General features: G+C 36.9%; 22 protein-coding genes, 1 rRNA gene and 1 other annotated feature. Of the genes, 14 read left to right on the top strand and 9 right to left on the bottom strand.

What is annotated here, in order from left to right:
* Nucleotides 1-34 precede the first annotated feature (34 nt).
* Nucleotides 35-150 (top strand): 5S ribosomal RNA (rrf, locus tag BAU17_RS11030).
* 78 nt (nucleotides 151-228) lie between these two features.
* Here rrf and BAU17_RS11035 read toward each other — a convergent pair.
* The gene (locus BAU17_RS11035) at nucleotides 229-717 is read right to left on the bottom strand and encodes a cupin domain-containing protein (protein WP_161902879.1); all 489 of its coding nucleotides are present in this window, start codon (nucleotides 715-717) and stop codon (nucleotides 229-231) included.
* 111 nt (nucleotides 718-828) lie between these two features.
* Between BAU17_RS11035 and msrB the strand changes: the two genes are divergently transcribed.
* From msrB to BAU17_RS11065, 6 genes are all read left to right on the top strand, one after another.
* Nucleotides 829-1,263, top strand: coding sequence for a peptide-methionine (R)-S-oxide reductase MsrB (gene msrB / locus BAU17_RS11040; protein ID WP_161902880.1), 435 nt, complete (start codon nucleotides 829-831; stop codon nucleotides 1,261-1,263).
* Between the two features lie 99 nt (nucleotides 1,264-1,362).
* Nucleotides 1,363-1,965, top strand: a complete 603-nt coding sequence (gene ruvA / locus BAU17_RS11045) for a Holliday junction branch migration protein RuvA (protein WP_161902881.1) — start codon at nucleotides 1,363-1,365, stop codon at nucleotides 1,963-1,965.
* Nucleotides 1,966-1,975: 10 nt separating this feature from the next.
* The gene (ruvB, locus tag BAU17_RS11050) at nucleotides 1,976-2,974 is read left to right on the top strand and encodes a Holliday junction branch migration DNA helicase RuvB (RefSeq protein WP_161902882.1); all 999 of its coding nucleotides are present in this window, start codon (nucleotides 1,976-1,978) and stop codon (nucleotides 2,972-2,974) included.
* A gap of 16 nt (nucleotides 2,975-2,990) precedes the next feature.
* Complete coding sequence (locus BAU17_RS11055; protein WP_161902883.1) at nucleotides 2,991-3,560, top strand: TetR/AcrR family transcriptional regulator; 570 nt, start codon at nucleotides 2,991-2,993, stop codon at nucleotides 3,558-3,560.
* A 4-nt stretch (nucleotides 3,561-3,564) separates the two neighbouring features.
* Complete coding sequence (locus BAU17_RS11060) at nucleotides 3,565-4,023, top strand: low molecular weight protein-tyrosine-phosphatase (RefSeq protein WP_161902884.1); 459 nt, start codon at nucleotides 3,565-3,567, stop codon at nucleotides 4,021-4,023.
* A 24-nt stretch (nucleotides 4,024-4,047) separates the two neighbouring features.
* Nucleotides 4,048-4,404 carry a hypothetical protein gene (locus tag BAU17_RS11065; RefSeq protein WP_161902885.1) on the top strand — a complete coding sequence of 119 codons (357 nt, stop codon included), beginning with the start codon at nucleotides 4,048-4,050 and terminating at the stop codon, nucleotides 4,402-4,404.
* 61 nt (nucleotides 4,405-4,465) lie between these two features.
* On the opposite strand, the gene BAU17_RS11070 is transcribed toward BAU17_RS11065, so the two are convergent.
* A complete protein-coding gene (locus BAU17_RS11070; RefSeq protein ID WP_420022110.1) occupies nucleotides 4,466-4,894 on the bottom strand; it encodes a GNAT family N-acetyltransferase in 429 nt (142 codons plus the stop codon).
* 394 nt (nucleotides 4,895-5,288) lie between these two features.
* On the opposite strand from BAU17_RS11070, the gene nox reads away from it, so the two are divergent.
* Nucleotides 5,289-6,620: a H2O-forming NADH oxidase gene (gene nox / locus BAU17_RS11075; RefSeq protein ID WP_161902886.1), complete on the top strand. Its 1,332-nt coding sequence runs from the start codon at nucleotides 5,289-5,291 to the stop codon at nucleotides 6,618-6,620.
* 17 nt (nucleotides 6,621-6,637) lie between these two features.
* Here nox and BAU17_RS11080 read toward each other — a convergent pair whose 3' ends face one another.
* Both BAU17_RS11080 and BAU17_RS11085 read right to left on the bottom strand, forming a co-directional pair.
* A complete protein-coding gene (locus BAU17_RS11080; RefSeq protein WP_161902887.1) occupies nucleotides 6,638-7,048 on the bottom strand; it encodes a DUF1801 domain-containing protein in 411 nt (136 codons plus the stop codon).
* Nucleotides 7,049-7,052: 4 nt separating this feature from the next.
* Nucleotides 7,053-7,850, bottom strand: coding sequence for a nucleotidyltransferase domain-containing protein (locus BAU17_RS11085; protein ID WP_161902888.1), 798 nt, complete (start codon nucleotides 7,848-7,850; stop codon nucleotides 7,053-7,055).
* Nucleotides 7,851-8,127: 277 nt separating this feature from the next.
* On the opposite strand from BAU17_RS11085, the gene infC reads away from it, so the two are divergent.
* Genes infC through rplT form a run of 3 tightly spaced genes read left to right on the top strand, consistent with a single transcriptional unit; the run spans nucleotide 8,128 to nucleotide 9,282 of the window.
* Entirely contained in the window at nucleotides 8,128-8,649 is a 522-nt protein-coding gene (gene infC, locus BAU17_RS11090; protein ID WP_016176001.1) for a translation initiation factor IF-3, read from the top strand.
* A 32-nt stretch (nucleotides 8,650-8,681) separates the two neighbouring features.
* A complete protein-coding gene (rpmI, locus tag BAU17_RS11095) occupies nucleotides 8,682-8,882 on the top strand; it encodes a 50S ribosomal protein L35 (RefSeq protein ID WP_161902889.1) in 201 nt (66 codons plus the stop codon).
* Between the two features lie 40 nt (nucleotides 8,883-8,922).
* On the top strand, nucleotides 8,923-9,282 hold the full coding sequence (gene rplT / locus BAU17_RS11100) for a 50S ribosomal protein L20 (protein WP_161902890.1): 360 nt from the start codon (nucleotides 8,923-8,925) through the stop codon (nucleotides 9,280-9,282).
* Between the two features lie 86 nt (nucleotides 9,283-9,368).
* Here rplT and BAU17_RS11105 read toward each other — a convergent pair whose 3' ends face one another.
* Nucleotides 9,369-9,821, bottom strand: a complete 453-nt coding sequence (locus BAU17_RS11105; protein WP_161902891.1) for a threonine/serine exporter family protein — start codon at nucleotides 9,819-9,821, stop codon at nucleotides 9,369-9,371.
* Nucleotides 9,818-10,591, bottom strand: a complete 774-nt coding sequence (locus BAU17_RS11110; RefSeq protein ID WP_161902892.1) for a threonine/serine exporter family protein — start codon at nucleotides 10,589-10,591, stop codon at nucleotides 9,818-9,820. Before BAU17_RS11110 ends, BAU17_RS11105 begins: the two co-directional genes overlap by 4 nt.
* Nucleotides 10,592-10,713: 122 nt before the next feature.
* Here BAU17_RS11110 and BAU17_RS11115 point away from each other — a divergent pair, with 122 nt between their 5' ends.
* Nucleotides 10,714-11,577: a VOC family protein gene (locus tag BAU17_RS11115; protein ID WP_161902893.1), complete on the top strand. Its 864-nt coding sequence runs from the start codon at nucleotides 10,714-10,716 to the stop codon at nucleotides 11,575-11,577.
* Nucleotides 11,578-11,615: 38 nt separating this feature from the next.
* Here BAU17_RS11115 and BAU17_RS11120 read toward each other — a convergent pair whose 3' ends face one another.
* The 3 genes from BAU17_RS11120 to BAU17_RS11125 all read right to left on the bottom strand — a co-directional run bounded on the left by BAU17_RS11120 (nucleotide 11,616) and on the right by BAU17_RS11125 (nucleotide 13,512).
* Nucleotides 11,616-12,668, bottom strand: a complete 1,053-nt coding sequence (locus tag BAU17_RS11120; protein ID WP_161902894.1) for an FUSC family protein — start codon at nucleotides 12,666-12,668, stop codon at nucleotides 11,616-11,618.
* Between the two features lie 125 nt (nucleotides 12,669-12,793).
* On the bottom strand, nucleotides 12,794-12,958 hold the full coding sequence (locus BAU17_RS14125) for a hypothetical protein (RefSeq protein WP_202622322.1): 165 nt from the start codon (nucleotides 12,956-12,958) through the stop codon (nucleotides 12,794-12,796).
* Nucleotides 12,959-13,074: 116 nt separating this feature from the next.
* Nucleotides 13,075-13,512, bottom strand: a complete 438-nt coding sequence (locus BAU17_RS11125) for an acyl-CoA thioesterase (protein WP_161902895.1) — start codon at nucleotides 13,510-13,512, stop codon at nucleotides 13,075-13,077.
* 159 nt (nucleotides 13,513-13,671) lie between these two features.
* Nucleotides 13,672-13,884, top strand: a binding site (T-box leader).
* A 78-nt stretch (nucleotides 13,885-13,962) separates the two neighbouring features.
* Here BAU17_RS11125 and hisS point away from each other — a divergent pair.
* Nucleotides 13,963-15,255, top strand: coding sequence for a histidine--tRNA ligase (hisS, locus tag BAU17_RS11130; RefSeq protein ID WP_161902896.1), 1,293 nt, complete (start codon nucleotides 13,963-13,965; stop codon nucleotides 15,253-15,255).
* 4 nt (nucleotides 15,256-15,259) lie between these two features.
* Entirely contained in the window at nucleotides 15,260-17,032 is a 1,773-nt protein-coding gene (gene aspS / locus BAU17_RS11135) for an aspartate--tRNA ligase (protein ID WP_161902897.1), read from the top strand.
* Nucleotides 17,033-17,118: the final 86 nt, after the last annotated feature.

Here is a 17,118-nt window from a genome sequence, read left to right on the forward strand (position 1 = left end):
GTTTTGAGTGAGCAATCACTTCAAAATAAAATAGTGTGGTGGCGATAGCGAGAAGGATACACCTGTAACCATGCCGAACACAGAAGTTAAGCTTCTTAGCGCCGATTGTAGTTGGGGGTTGCCCCCTGTGAGAGTAGGACGTCGCCACGCAAATAAAAAAGACTTGATAAATTATCGAGTCTTTTTTTGTTTTTTAATAACCTAGAATGAAAATACATTCTAGATTATTTATGGTATTGTTTCATAAGCAAGAGCTTGGATAATTGCTTGGTGTTGAGGATAATCTTTTAGTAATTGCTCTTGAGTAAATAATTCAAAATCTTGGTAATCAAAACCTGGAGCAACGACACAGCTAACAAGTGCATAGTCTTCTTTCACACTTGAGCCAAAAATGGTTCCTTTTGGTACAGTGTAAGAAAGGTATTCATTATTTGCAATATTTTTTCCTAAATGAATTTCTTTATAACGTCCATCAGGAAAAATACAGTGAACGGTTAACGATGTTCCTTCATGGTAAAACCAAGTTTCATCAGAAGCTAATCGATGAAAGTGTGAAGGACTTTCTGTATTTAATAAAAATAAAATACTTGTATATAGCGGACGTTCTCCATTTATTGTTTCTATCGTTTGGTCACTTCGGTCAGTTTGTTTGAAATAGCCTCCTTCGGCATGTGGTTCTAATGCCAGTTGTTCAATCCAATAAGTTGCTGTCGTCATCTTAATCATCCTTTCAGAGTCAGTTAAACGTTATTATAACATGGTACAAGCAGATAGGTAGACAATTAGAATAAACACGTAGAAAATAGTAGTAAAGGATGTGTAGTTAAAATGGAATTTTCAAAAGAGGAATTAAAAAAGAAACTTTCACCAATTGAATACGCAGTTACACAGGAAAATGCAACAGAACGACCATTTACAGGAAAATATGACAGTTTCTATGAAAAAGGTATTTATGTGGATGTTGTGAGTGGTGAACCACTTTTTGCTTCGACTGATAAATTTGATGCGGGATGTGGCTGGCCAGCATTTTCTCGACCATTGAAAACAACAGAAATTCAAGAGAAAGAGGATTTTTCATTAAGTCGACCGAGAGTAGAAGTACGTAGCAAAAAAGCAGATTCTCATTTAGGACATGTTTTTGAAGATGGCCCGATTGAGCAAGGTGGCCTACGTTATTGTATTAATTCAGCTGCATTGAAATTCATTCCTTATGATGAGATGGTTGCGAAAGGGTATGAAGAATATCTTCAATACGTTCAATAATCAAACTTTAGTCAGATAACCAATGAGTTATCTGATTTTTTTCATATCTATCTGATTTGTGGTACAATAAAGGGAACATATGTACAGAAAGGAAAAAGAATGTACGAATATATTATTGGAAAGATTACAGCAATTTATCCTGCTTATATTGTGGTCGAAGTAAATGGTATCGGTTATCAAATAGCATCAGGAAATCCTTATCGTTATAGTGGAAAGATGAATCAAGAAGTAAAATTGTTTGTTCATCAAGTGATTCGTGAAGACGCTCATACCTTATATGGATTCAATAGTTTAGAAGAAAAACAATTATTTTTACGCTTAATTAGTGTATCTGGAATTGGACCCAAAAGTGGTTTAGCAATTATGGCTAATGATGACCATGAAGGTTTGATTTCAGCAATTGAAACGGGAGATATTACATATCTAACGAAATTCCCCGGTGTAGGAAAAAAAACAGCGCAACAACTTGTGTTAGACTTAAAAGGAAAATTGGGTGAACTTTCAGGCGAATTGACAGGTTCAGTTGTAATGGAACTATTTACAACTAATCATTCTGCTTTGGATGAAGCGATATCTGCCTTGCAGGCATTAGGCTATAGTGAACGAGAAACAAAACGCGTGCACAAATTATTACTTCAAGAATCACTCCAAACAACCGATGAATATTTAAGAGCCGGATTGAAATTAATGATGAAGAAATAAGGAGAAGTACATGACAGATCGAATGATTTCACCAAATGCAAATCAAGAGGAAGAATTTTTTGAAAAATCATTACGTCCGCAATCTTTTGCGCAATATATTGGGCAAGAAAAAGTAAAACAAGAATTAAGTATTTATATTCAAGCGGCACAAAAAAGAGAAGAAGCATTGGACCATGTGCTTCTATACGGGCCTCCGGGTCTAGGGAAAACGACGATGGCCATGGTGATTGCAAATGAAATGCAAGTGAATATCCGTACTACAAGTGGGCCTGCTATTGAAAAGCCGGGTGATTTAATCGCAACACTTAATGAATTGGAGCCAGGAGATGTGCTATTCGTGGATGAAATTCATCGTTTACCGCGTGTAGCAGAAGAGATGCTTTATTCAGCGATGGAAGACTTCTTTGTGGATATCATGGTCGGACAAGGCACAACTGCACATCCTGTTCATTTTCCTTTACCACCATTCACACTTATTGGTGCGACAACGAGAGCTGGCATGCTATCAGCACCATTAAGGGATCGTTTTGGGATTATTTCTCATATGCAATATTATGATGAAAATGATTTGAAGGAAATTGTGCAACGAACGGCTTCGATTTTTGAAACAGAAATTGTTACTGAAGGGGCAGTAGAAATTGCTCGACGTTCCAGAGGGACACCGCGAATTGCGAACCGATTGTTAAAACGGGTGCGCGATTTTGCTCAAGTACAAGCAGATGGTATTATTAACCGCGAAATTGCTGATAAGGCATTGTCATTGCTACAAGTAGATCATGAAGGTTTAGATTTAGTGGATCAAAAATTAATTAAAACAATGATTGAGTTATATAATGGTGGTCCGGTGGGATTGAGCACGTTATCCATCAATATCGGTGAAGAACGTGAGACTGTCGAGGATATGTATGAGCCTTATTTAATTCAAAAAGGATTCTTGAAGCGAACACCTAGAGGACGAGTAGCTACTGCGCTTTCCTATGAACATTTCGGTTATCCTTATCAAGAATAGTACAAGTGAGGTAAGTATGGCAGAGGGAAAAAAGACAAAAGCAGCAATTGCATCCGCATATATTCAATTATGTGAGGAAAAAGAATATGCAAAAATTAGTGTGCAAGATATTGCTTTAAAGGCATCAATTAATCGTCAAACGTTTTATTATCATTTTCAAGATAAAAATGAATTATTACGATGGGTCTATTTTAATGATTCGTTGAAATTCTTAGCAAGTAAAGAAGTAAAACTAGATAATTGGGAAGAACAGGCACTAAAAATGCTGAAACGAATGCAGGAAAAGCAGGTATTTTATCAAAATACTATGATTGGCAATCGAACCATTCTGATTAATGAATTTTTTACTGTTGTTCAATCTATTTTTAGGCAATTATTTCGTCAAGTCGATGAAGAAAAAGTATTATCAAAACAAGATATTGATTTTTATAGTCGATTTTTTTCTTTCGGTTGTAGTGGGATTTTAGAGGCTTGGATTTGTGGGAATTTCCAAGAATCTGCATTGGAGATTGCTACACAGCTATTTCGTTTAGCACAAGATATTGAAGTCTTCTCTTATCGTATTTATCAAAGAAAAGAGGAATAAAGTGATGACAAAAGTGTTATTTGTTTGTTTAGGAAATATTTGTCGCTCACCAATGGCGGAAGGGCTAATGAAAAAGTATAATGAGGAGCAACGCTTAGGCTTAGTTATCGATTCAGCAGCAACTAGCCGCTGGGAAGTGGGGAATCCGCCTTATGCAGGTACGCAGGAAATTCTCAAAAGAGAGAACATTGATTTTTCAGGAATGTATGCAAGACAAATCCAGCCAAAAGATTTTGAAGAATTTGATTGGATTATCGGCATGGACCATCAGAACGTCAAAGATTTGATGCGTTTAGCACCAAGTGGCACAGAAGAAAAAATTCATCTGTATATGGAAGTGGTACCGGGCAAAGAAGAACAAGAAGTACCAGATCCATGGTATACAGATAATTTTGAAGAAACCTATCAGATGTTATCAGAAGGTCTATCATTGTGGGGAGAAAAGTTTGGGTCTTATTCTTAGTGGAAGCAGAAAGGAAGAATTGTTATGGAGAAACCTTCGACAATTAAAAAACTTAGAAATTTCCTTGTCATGACCTCAAGCGTGTTATTAGATACTTTTTTAAGCGATGACGCAGATAAACGTTTGGCCAAAGCGAAATTACGGGAAATGCGTGAAACGTTGCAACGTGCGGCTTATGAAAAAAGTCTCGTTGTCCTGCAATTAGACTCAGAAAATAATGAAGTTATTTCTGGGTGGATTGTTGGAAAAAACATTGGAAAAGAACAAGTGGTCATTAAAATTCAAGATAATCAACAGCAAATGCGTATTGTTGATTTGAAATCAATTGTTAAAGTGAGCACTCTTTCCCCAGAAGGAAAAAATATGAAAGCAGCAAGATAAGTAAAGAGTGGACGTGTTAGAATACTACGCCCACTCTTTTTTGTTTTGAGACCAATGAGTCTTATTTTTGCCAAATCATTTCAAATGCGATTTCTCCTGTTTCATCAGTAGTAGTTTTCGTGACTGTGAACCCTTGCGAGCGGTAAAAATGATACGCGGTGCTATTTTTTTGGTAAACAGTTAAGGACAAGGTAGTAGCATGTTGTTTGGCTGCAGTTAGTAATTTTTTGCCGATACCTTTTTGTTGCGTACTTGGTTCTACAAAAATACCTGCAATATACGTATCGATGAGTCCAATAAATCCTAAGATTTTCTCTTTTCGATAAACAAAGAAGGTTGCTTGCGTCAGTTGCTCTTTTACTTCAGGGTACATTTGATGCCAATAAGTAGGGGCGATAAAATCATGTGCCTGTAAATTAGTACCTAACCAAATTGTCGCAATTTCATCTAATTCATTCGGTGTTAGTGTGGATAAATAATCAATCATCATACAACCTCCCAACTAATTTAATAAATATAAACAGTTTTATCATAATTTATTCACACTTATCCATTATATTATATACATACCAACAAACAACCCTAACAAAACACTTTTTCATTTTTACTCCTTGACCTGCCATCCCCTATTGGCAGGTCACTTTTTTAGTTTTTAAAGTATTTTATTCACAAACTATTTTTTTTAATTTATATTAATTAGACAAAATGATTGTTCTGCCGTGTTTTTTAGAAAAAACTCTCACTTTTTTTGCTTGTGCAAAAAAAAATGATAGTTTCTTCGTTCACAATCTATGTATACTAAGGATGTAAGTTAAAGGTAATCACTTTTGATAAGAACGTTTTCACTAAAAGAAAGTGATTAATAAAACTAGGAGGAATTCTCAATGACAAAAACAGTAATTATTGGATCGAATCACGCAGGTATTGCCGCTGGGAACATTTTATTAGATAAATATAACCAAGAAGTAGTTATGATTGAACGTAACTCAAATTTCAGTTACTTAAGTTGTGGAACAGCTCTTTGGGTAGGACGTCAAATCGATGAAGTAGACGGTTTATTCTATACAAATCGTGATGATTTTGAAGCAAAAGGTGCTAAAGTTTATTTAGAAACAACAGTAGATCATATTGATTTTGAGAAAAAAGAAGTGCATTCTGTGACAGCTTCTGGTGAAGAATTGGTAGAAACATACGACAAACTTATTCTAGCAACAGGTTCTGTCCCAATTTCTCCAAAAGTACCAGGAAATGATTTAAAAAATATCACATTCATGAAAAAATTCCAAGAAGGTCAATTTATTGATAACTTGTTAGAATCAGATGAAATTCAAAATATCGCGGTTATTGGTGCAGGATACATCGGTGTGGAAATGGCAGAAGCAGCGAAACGCCGTGGCAAAAATGTCTTGTTATTTGATGCAGCAGATCGCTCATTACCAAGCTACTATGACCCAGAATTTACTGATGCAATGGACAAAAACTTAGCAGATCATGGGATTGAATTGCACTTAGGTGAATTAGTACAAGAATACCGCGGAACTGATAAAGTTGAAACAGTTGTCACTGAAAAAGGTGAGTATGCAGCAGACTTAGTTATCAACGCAATTGGTTTCTTACCAAACAGTGAATTAGGTAAAGATGAATTAGATTTATTTGTGAACGGGGCTTATTTAGTTGACCGTCATCAACGTACAAGCAATCCAGACGTGTATGCAGTAGGTGACTGTGCAACTGTTTACTCAAATGCATTGCAAGATACAGCTTATATTGCTTTAGCAACAAATGCCGTTCGTACTGGAATGGTTGCGGGTGAAAACATTGGTGGAAACGAAATTGAATCACCAGGAGTTCAAGGCTCAAATGGTATTTCAATCTTTGGTTACAATATGGTATCAACTGGTTATTCAGTAACAGCAGCACCTCGCTTTGGCTTAGATGTGAAGTATACTGACTTTGAAGATACACAAAAACCAGGCTTCATGCATGATAACCATGATGTAAAAATCCGTATTGTTTACGATGCAAACACTCGTCGTATTGTCGGTGCACAAATGGCATCAACAACATCTGAAATTTCAATGGCTATCCACATGTTCTCATTAGCGATTGAACGTGGTGTAACAATTGATGAGTTGGCATTACTAGACTTGTTCTTCTTGCCACACTTTAACCAACCTTATAACTATATCAATAAAGCCGCATTAGCAGCTGAATAATAACAAAAAGGCATCCGTCATTCGGATGCCTTTTGTGTGTCATTCCAAGCAATCACATCAGTGACAATAGCTTCCAGCACGTTGAAATCAATTTTTTTTGGATTTCGTAATCGCAAACAAATTTTTCCCACAGCTGATTTGGCAAAATGTTGCTCGTAGCTTTTTAAAATTGGTTGGCCATTTTTTTCGCCACTGATATAAAGAGAAACATTATTCTTTTGTGGGGCTAAACTAAGAAGGGAATTGTAAATATCATCTGTAGCATCATACAACTCGCCATAGCCAATAAAGGTGATGGTTCCACTAGCAATCAAACGACGAGAAAGCTGTGGGAAAGTTGTTTGTATCCATTGATCAAGCAGATGGAACAATTCACGATGTTCGCTAGTTTCGATTAATTCTTCTATTGTTTTGGCAGAGCTGTTCATACTATCATTTCTCCTTTTCTACGAGGGCTGTAATTTTGTTGAATTGACTGATGTTAAAGCTAATTGGAAATTCCTGAGAAATTTTTTGACTAATATCTCTAATTAAACTAGTCATTGTAGTTATAAATGCGGTGCCTTCTAATTGTGATAGCTCATTTAACTGGTTGAGTTGAGCGGAAGATAGTTTAGTGCGAGTGCCTTCATACTTACTCCAATCTCCCAAACTATTGGGTAAATACTGTTGCTGCATATACCAAAAGGATACTAGAATATGTTTCAAAGTTAGTTGACAACTTAGGGCATAATGGCCTTCTTTTCTACGATAACGACGATAATATTCATGTAAGTAGGCATAATATTTTGTCATAAAATACGTAAACTTTTCTTGTGATGGTACATAGGTAACACGTTGAGAATCTTCTTTGATATCGAGCAATTGATTGGCTGTATCTTTAAGAATGGCAATGTCAGCTAACCAAGGATTAGGTGCGAGATCTTTCCAAGTATAAATAAAGATATCTAGCTTAATAAATGTTTCAAAATGAACAACTGCATAGAAATCCGTTTGTGTTTCTATAAAAAGAATAGCATCCAATTGATTTAATAATGACTGTAAAAAGTTTGATTTCTGAAGAGGGGATGTAATCACAATACGAAAATCAATATCAGAATAGCAATCAGTCGTACCTGTAGCTAATGAGCCACCTAAAAAAATCCCTTCAATAGTAGGATTATCCTGAGTGAGACTTAGGATTTGGTCAAGCAGAAGTTGTCTAGCACTATTAAGATGTGTACGATACATAACTAGTTCCTCCAAACTTTTGCTTTAATTATATCATGAGCCGATTGAAAGAAAATGGAATTATTTCAGTCAATCTGATTGACAAAGGAACACGGATTTGTTATGATATAAAAGTTGAGAAATTAAAGTAGAAGTCCCACTTCTCGCCTAAGTGAATGTCTTACTGGGCTGAATAGTATTCTAACTAAGGATTTAGTAATGAATGACGGTGGGTTCTTTGATAAAAAGAAGCCATTTTTTTATTGCTTTATTTTTCTCTCAAATAACTTGGAGGTGAATGACCATAGCTAAAGATATGATGGTAAATGACGGCATTCGTGCAAGAGAACTACGCTTGATTGATCAGAACGGTGAACAATTAGGAGTGAAATCTAAAGCAGAAGCATTAAGTATTGCTGAAAGAGCAAACCTAGATGTAGTTTTAGTTGCTCCAAATGCAAAACCACCAGTTGCGCGAATTATGGACTACGGAAAATATCGTTTTGAACAACAGAAAAAAGAACGTGAAGCCCGTAAAAAGCAAAAAGTTATCAATATTAAAGAAGTACGCTTAAGTCCAACGATTGACGTAAATGATTTCAATACAAAATTGCGTAATGCACGAAAATTCTTAGAAAAAGGCGATAAAGTGAAAGCTTCTATCCGTTTCAAAGGACGTGCCATTACCCATAAAGAGATTGGTCAACGTGTTCTAGATCGTTTAGCTGAAGAAACTACTGATATTGCAACAGTAGAACAAAAAGCGAAAATGGATGGACGAAGCATGTTCTTAGTGCTTGCACCGAAAAACGAAAAATAGATAAATGAAAGATTTTGAGGAGGAAATTAGTTATGCCAAAACAAAAAACTCACCGCGGATTAGCAAAACGTGTTAAACGTACTGGCGGAGGCGGATTAAAACGCGCTCGTGCTTTTACTAGCCATAGATTCCACGGAAAAACTAAAAAACAACGTCGTCAACTACGCAAAGCAAGCATGGTATCAAGTGGCGATTTCAAACGTATTCGTCAACAATTAGCAAAAATGAAATAATACAATTATTAGATTAGAGATATATTAGGAGGAATTAAACATGGCACGTGTTAAAGGTGGAACAGTAGCTCGTAAACGTCGTAAAAAGATTCTTAAATTAGCAAAAGGCTACTACGGTTCAAAACATACTTTATTTAAAACAGCTCAAGAACAAGTAATGAAATCATATAGTTACGCATATCGCGATCGTCGTCAAAAGAAACGCGACTTCCGTAAATTATGGATTGCACGTATCAACGCTGCAGCTCGTATGAATGGTTTAAGCTACTCAAAATTAATGCATGGTTTGAAATTAGCTGAAATCGACATCAACCGCAAAATGTTAGCTGATTTAGCTGTTAACGATGCAAGTGCGTTTACTGCATTAGCTGACCAAGCAAAATCTGCATTATCTAAATAATGAACTGACTGTCCCTGCTCTTTGGAGTAGGGGCTTTTTTGTTTGTCATTTTATCAAGGAAAAATGACGTAATAAAAGCTGGAAAGTCATCTTTCCAGCTTTTTCCGACGACGATACGCAAAGAAACACTGCGGTGGTAATTCATAACCAAACGTAATGCCAAGAGCGATAGCAATCGCAATTTGGATTACCTTGACTAAGACAACGGCTGCATGAAGTGAGTCCCCAACAAAAAATTCATAGGCAAATTGGTAGACGCCAAGACCAGGAACGAGACAAAAAATCCCGCAGATTAAGAAAATTGTTACAGGTGCACGCAAGCCAAATGACGCTTCACGCGCCATATAAATGAGGCTTAGAGCGGAAACAAAGGTTGCGATAAGTAAGGAATCTGTTAGATGTAGCACAACTAAATAAATCCCCCAACCAATACTGCCGATGATGCCACAGTACAGATAATATTTTTTAGGCGTATCAAAGACAATAGCAAAAGAGATAGTTCCGATAAAACTTGCAATGAGTTGTAGAAGAACGGTCATATCTGTGCCCCCAATACATAATTAATAAATAAAATTCCTGTACCAACACCAATTGAGATAGACATGGCAGTGATTAAAGCGTACAAAATTTGTGTCCAACCTGTTTGATAATCTTCATCAAAGAGTGCCCGAATACCGTTTGAGATAGCTACCCCTGGAAGGAGTGCCACGATACCACCAGTAATGAGACTCATCACATTCATTTGCGGGACCAGTAAGACCAATAAGGATGCGCATATGCTAATTAAAAAACTGCTGGTAATTGAAACGATAATAGGAGAAAACTTTAGCTTAGGTAAAATATACAACGTATAAATCGCTGAAATGCCACCTAAAACCAAGGCACCACAAGCATCTAATAAGCTACCACCAAAGATATAACAAAAACTCGCACTTCCTAAAATATAAGCAAGTAGTTTAAGTGGACGGCTACTAAAAGTTTGTTCTTTGATTTCTGCAAGTCGTTCTTTTGCTTCTTCTGGTTGAATTTTTCCTTCTGTAATATGCCGAGACAAGGTATTAATCGCATCGATTCTACCTAAAGAAGTTGGTGAAATCGGCGTATCGCGAACGCGGGCTTTAGCTGCAATATCATTGTATTGATAGGTTAAAAAAACACCGTGAATGGAGACGTAACTATCGAAATTTTCTAGTTGAAAAGCATTTGCGACATGGGTAATTGTCGCTTCCACTCGTTGCACCTCAGCACCATTTTTTAATAATGTTTCCGCGATATCATAAACGAGATCAAAACGTTCAGGTTCGTTCAATGAAGTCAGTCCTCCTTAATAAATTAGTCCAAGGACTATTATAATCATACTACTAGCTAATTTGCTACTTTTTCTTTATGATGAAGAAAATAAAGTCGTTTCAAAAAGAAAGGGTGGCAAAAATGAATAAAATATATCCATGTCTTTGGTTTGATCAACAAGCAGAGGAAGCTGCAGAATATTATGTGTCGCTGTTTAATGATAGCGCTATTAATAACAAAGCGTACTATGTAGATGATGTTCATCGGGAAAAAGGTTCGTTATTAACCGTCGATTTGACATTAGCAGGCCAACGATTTATGACTTTAAATGGAGGACCGGAATTTTCTTTTACCCCGGCAGTTTCATTTTTCGTTGATTGTGAAACAAAAGAAGAAGTTGAGCGGCTATGGGATGCATTCATGGATGGTGGGCAAGCATTGATGCCCTTGCAACAGTATCCGTTTAGTGATTACTTTGGTTGGGTGCAAGATCGATACGGTGTATCATGGCAAATTAGTTTATCAAATATTCCTCAGCGAATCAGCACAGCAGTCATGTTTGCGAATGAAAAACTAGGGCGAGCGAAACCAGCGATGGAACAGTGGATATCCTTATTTGAAAACAGTCAGGTACTTGCCGAATTTCCTGCTGGTGAATTATTACAACAAGCTCTATTTACATTGGAAGATAGTCTTTTTCGAGTAATGGATAGTCCTGAAAAGCACCCATTTGGCTTTACCATGGCAATTTCATTTTGTGTTGCATGTGCGAACCAAGCCGAAATTGATTTCTTGTGGGAACATTTGACAAAAGACGGGAAAGAATGGCCATGTGGTTGGGCAGAAGATGCGTATGGTTTATATTGGCAAATTGCACCGGGTGACTGGGGTGATTTAATGGATCGTAGCAATCCTGAACGAGCAGAAGCAGTGGCCAAAGAAATGTATACAATGAAAAAAATTGATATTGCGCAGCTACAAGCAGTCTATAATCAGTTTAAGTAAAAAATGCATGGTACCCTCTAAAAAGGGAGCCATGCGTTTTAATCTGTTTCTTTATCAAGCGTTTCATGTAATTGGAATGCTTTGTTGTAAAATGTTAGACCAGTTGTCATCACCCAAGCAGCTAAGACACCTAATAAACTTCCGAGAACAATACCAATAAAGCGGTCTTGCAGTAGAGAAGTGACGTATTGCTGTTTCATGATAGAAGAGAGCATCAATGCCATTGGTGTAATGAAAAAGTTCGCCACCGCATAATTTGAGCGTACGGTATACTCGACGATAATATATAGTAAGGTGATTGCTACTAATGTCTGCACAGTTGATAACGGCAAGGTTAACAACAAAGCAGAAAGACCTAAACCAATCGTAGTACCGAAAATTCGTTGGATATTTCGGTGCATCATTGCGCGTAAATTATCGCCTTGTAAAATAGCTGCACACGAGACCACAAACCAATAGGGATTCGTTAACTGTAGGCTTTGGCTAAGATACATTGCTAAGAATAACGTACTAGCATAGAAAAGACCATCTAAAATGACTGCTGGATCGTCTGCCAGTCGTTTGGATAATGAACGTTGAGGCATGACTGGCGGAGGTGTTTTTTCCGTATAATGAACAATGATTGCAATTAAAAAGGCAAGGGCAATTCCTAAGAGAAAAAAGAGACTCATCATTGGTAATTTAGCCAATGGTATTTTAGAACTGACTCCCATCGCTGAAACCATCACACCAAAAAAGACACCAGGTTTGGTGATTTCATAGAGACGGAAAAAAATGCGACCTACAAAGCCAATCGTAGCAACAACTAAAGGTGCTGTCCAGCTAAGATGCGTGGATAGACTAGAAACAATGTAGCTCAAAAAAATAAAGGCACTGACCGCACTAAAGCGAGTCAGTAAGTTTTTTAATGGTAAATTCTGATAATATAGGAAAACAAAAATTCCCAGAGAGCCAAAACTGGCAATTAATAAATTGTCTAAAAAATAACCTGTAAAAAGGATAATCAGCATGCAAAGACCAGATCCAATGATTTGCATAGGGTTAATTTTTACTTTACGAAAGGTCATTATTTCTTTCAGGTGGTGTTTCATTCTCTCACTCCTTCTAGTTAAGAATAGCATGTCAAACAAAAAGTATTACAAAAATTTGCTTGTGATTTTTTTATTAAAAAATGTCAAAAAAAAAAAGCCCAAGCAACTTTCCAACATAGAAAGACTCAGACTTTAATTTCTTCTAATTTTTTCACGCGACCGCCTACTTTATCTGCGAAGGCTTCGGATTGCTTTTTATCTGGAAATAACAACAACTGCTCTGGTGATTTATCACGTGTGCGTTGGCCGTTTTTTGCGATATAGCCGTGAAAGACTTTTACAACATACATAGAAATTCCCCTTTCGTTAACCTACTTTTGATTATACGAAGGAAAAATAAAAAATCAAAAATGACGCTTCCAATTTAATGAAAAACTTAGAATTGTTAACAAAATCACGTTTTTTCTTAATTATTGTTGGCATGTTCTTGAAAATAGGTCATAAAAATCTGATGGAAGTCTGGTGCTGCTTTTTTTAAGTGAACCAATCGTTGGGTATCTTTTGTTAAGAAACAATGCTTACTCGTGCCAATCGTCATTAATTCCTCGGCATCGTTGCGTATTTCATAACGAAAATCAAGTCGTGTTCCGGTGTATTTTTCGACAAATACATCAATCCGAACAGTATCGCCGTAACGAATCATATTTTTGTACTGACAACTCACCTCTAAAACTGGAACAATCAATCCAGCTTCTTCAATAGCTTGATAAGGTAATTGTAAAAAATTCAGAATATCGACACGGGCTTCTTCAAACCAGCGAATATAATTGGAATGATGGATAATACTCATTTGATCGGTTTCGTAATAGTGTGGTTGACGGATGTAACCAGAATAGCTGTTCAAAATCGATTCCTCTCTTTCTTTTAAGCTTATCTTTAGTGTACGATTCTGAGGGAAAAGTGCAAGGTTTTTTTATCCGAATTCTCTTGCAAATTTTCTGAAATTTCAACGTAAAATCTTGACTTTTTGTGCGCTTTCCTGTAACTTATAGCTAATATCGGAAAAAAGCCAGTGAAAGAACAAGTATGCGATCATTTATCTTTAAAGAGAGAACTACCTAGGCTGCAAGTAGTTTAAGACATGAAGCAGAAAAGACACTCTGGAGGCGAGTGCGTGCAAAGCCACTCCGCGAGCGAGCGTTATTCGCATAGAGGAAAGCAGTAATTATGCTTTCAAAATTTAGGTGGTACCACGTGTAGCTAACTCGTCCTTGTGAAAACAAGGGCGATTTTTTGTTTTTTTAGAATGAAAAATGTCGAGAACATGGTTTTTTATGATTAGGGAGGAAAGAAAATGAGTTACCAACGCCCAAAAGGCACCAATGATATTTTACCGGGAGAATCGGAGAAATGGCAATTTGTAGAAGAAACTGCACGTTTGTTGTTTAAAGATTACCAATACCATGAAATTCGTACACCGATGTTTGAACACTATGAAGTAATTGCGCGTAGCGTCGGTGACACAACAGATATTGTGTCAAAAGAAATGTATGATTTCTATGATAAAGGGGAGCGTCATGTTACATTACGCCCAGAAGGAACGGCACCGATTGTTCGTTCATTTGTGGAAAACAAATTGTTTGGTCCAGAACATACAAAACCATACAAAGTGTATTATACAGGACCAATGTTCCGTTATGAGCGTCCGCAAAAAGGACGTTTGCGTCAATTCCATCAAATTGGTGTAGAAGCATTTGGTTCTGTCAATCCAGCAACAGATGTGGAAACTATGATGATGGCAATGGATTTCTTTGCACAATTAGGAATTCAAGAAATTCGTTTAGTGATTAACTCTTTAGGAGACAAAGAAACGCGTATTGCTTATCGTCAAGCGTTGATCGACTATTTGAATCCTCATTTAGCTGAACTAAGTGAAGATTCACAACGTCGCTTACACGAAAATCCATTACGTGTCTTGGATAGTAAAGATCGTCGCGACAAACAATTTGTGGCGAATGCACCATCTATTTTAGATTATTTAAGCGAACCGTCTAAGAAACACTTTGATGAAGTGACAAAGATGTTGGATGCTTTAGCAGTTCCTTACGAAATAGATACCAATATGGTTCGTGGTTTGGACTATTATACAGATACTATCTTTGAAATTATGAGTGATGCAAAAGGCATGGGTGCACAGTCCACAATTTGTGCTGGTGGTCGTTATGACGGTTTAGTCGAAGAACTAGATGGTCCTGCAACACCTGGTTTTGGATTTGCGATGGGGATTGAACGTATTTTGCTTGTTTTAGAGGCAGAAGAGGTTACTTTGCCGACGCTACATCAAGTCGATGCCTATGTCGTGAATTTAGGAGAAGCAACCAATGTGGAAGCTTTAAAAGTGGTTCAAGCAATTCGCAATGCTGGTTTTTCTGCGGATCGAGATGTCATGAATCGTAAAGCAAAAGCACAATTCAAAACAGCGGATAAATTAAATGCCGCACTTGTACTAACTTTAGGAGAAGATGAGTTAGCTGCAGGGATGATTAATGTCAAAGCAATGGCAACACGTGAGGAAAAACGAGTGCCATTAACTGAAATTTATCAATCTTTTCCAACAATTTATGATGAAATGACAAAAGGGGAGTAATTCAATGGCAAAAAGAACAGTTTATTGTGGTCGTGTGTCAAAAGAACAGTTAGGCCAAAAAGTAACATTAAAAGGTTGGGTACAAAAACGTCGTGACTTAGGAGGCGTAATCTTTATTGATTTGCGTGACCGTGAAGGAATTGTCCAAGTTGTATTTAATCCAGAATTATCAAAAGAAGCATGGGAAATTGCAGATTCATGCCGAAGTGAATATGTCATTGAAGTAACAGGTGAAGTGATTAACCGTGCACCAGAAGCAATTAATCCGAAAATGGTTACTGGTGAATATGAAGTCATGATTGATGAGATTACTATTTTAAGTAAAGCTAAAACACCACCATTCCCAATTGAAGAAGATGCTAATGTTGGTGACGAAGTACGTATGAAGTATCGTTATTTAGATTTGCGTCGTCCAAATATGACAAAGAATCTAATCACACGTACAAAAATTACACAAGCGATTCGTCGTTTCTTAGATGACAATGATTTCTTGGATATTGAAACACCATATTTGGCAAAATCAACACCAGAAGGCGCGCGTGATTATTTAGTCCCATCTCGTGTACATCCAGGTCATTTTTATGCCTTGCCACAATCACCACAAATTTTTAAACAATTATTGATGAATGCTGGTTTTGACCGTTATTATCAAATCGTTCGTTGTTTCCGTGACGAAGATTTACGTGGGGACCGTCAACCAGAATTTACACAAGTGGATATTGAAACTTCTTTCTTAACAACAGAAGAAATTCAAGAATATACAGAGCAAATGATTGCCAAAGTAATGAAAGAAGTAAAAGATATTGACGTAACATTACCATTCCCTCGTATGAGCTGGGATGAAGCAATGAACCGCTATGGTAGTGACAAACCAGATACACGTTTTGATATGGAATTAATTGATTTGTCTGAAACAGTTAAAGACGTTGATTTTAAAGTATTCCAAATGGCGTTACAAAACGGCGGTGTAGTCAAAGCATTGAATGCGAAAGGTGCTGCAGCGAATTATTCACGTAAAGACATGGATAATTTAGGCCAATATGCAAGCCAATTTGGTGCCAAAGGGTTGGCTTGGTTGAAAGTCGAAGAAGACGGCTTGAAAGGTCCAATTGCAAAATTCTTAGTAGATGCAACAGACGCAATTGTTGCTGCAACGAATGCTGAAGTAGGCGATTTATTAATGTTTGGTGCCGACAGCTTTGAAGTTGTGGCTGCAACATTAGGCGCAATCCGTACGCGTTTAGGAAAAGAATTACAATTAATTGATGAATCAAAATTCAACTTCTTGTGGATTGTAGACTGGCCACAATTTGAATATGATGACGAAGCAGGTCGTTATGTATCAGCCCATCATCCATTCACGATGCCTAAAGCAAGTGATGTTGAATTATTAGCGACAGATCCTGCGAAAGTTTATGCAGAAGCCTATGATATTGTCTTAAACGGCTACGAATTAGGTGGCGGTTCATTACGTATTCATGACCGCGCAATCCAAGAGCAAATGTTTGAAACATTAGGATTTTCTCGTCGTGAAATGAATGAACAATTCGGATTCTTATTAGATGCTCTTGATTATGGTTTCCCTCCACATGGCGGAATTGCCTTAGGATTAGACCGTTTAGCAATGCTATTAGCAGGCGAAGAAAACATCCGTGAAGTGATTGCCTTCCCTAAAAACGGTAAAGCGGTGGATCCAATGTCTGCTGCACCAAGTACAGTCTCTCCACTTCAATTATTTGAATTGAATATCGATGTAACATCTATCGAAGAAGAATAAGAGAATAATCCGAAAAAGTAATAGTTTTCTAATGAAAGCCACTTTTTCGGATTTTTTTATGTTTTTTGCTAAAAAAAATCCTATAA

The sequence above is a fragment of the Candidatus Enterococcus willemsii genome, assembly GCF_009933335.1.
Taxonomy (GTDB): domain Bacteria; phylum Bacillota; class Bacilli; order Lactobacillales; family Enterococcaceae; genus Enterococcus_F; species Enterococcus_F willemsii.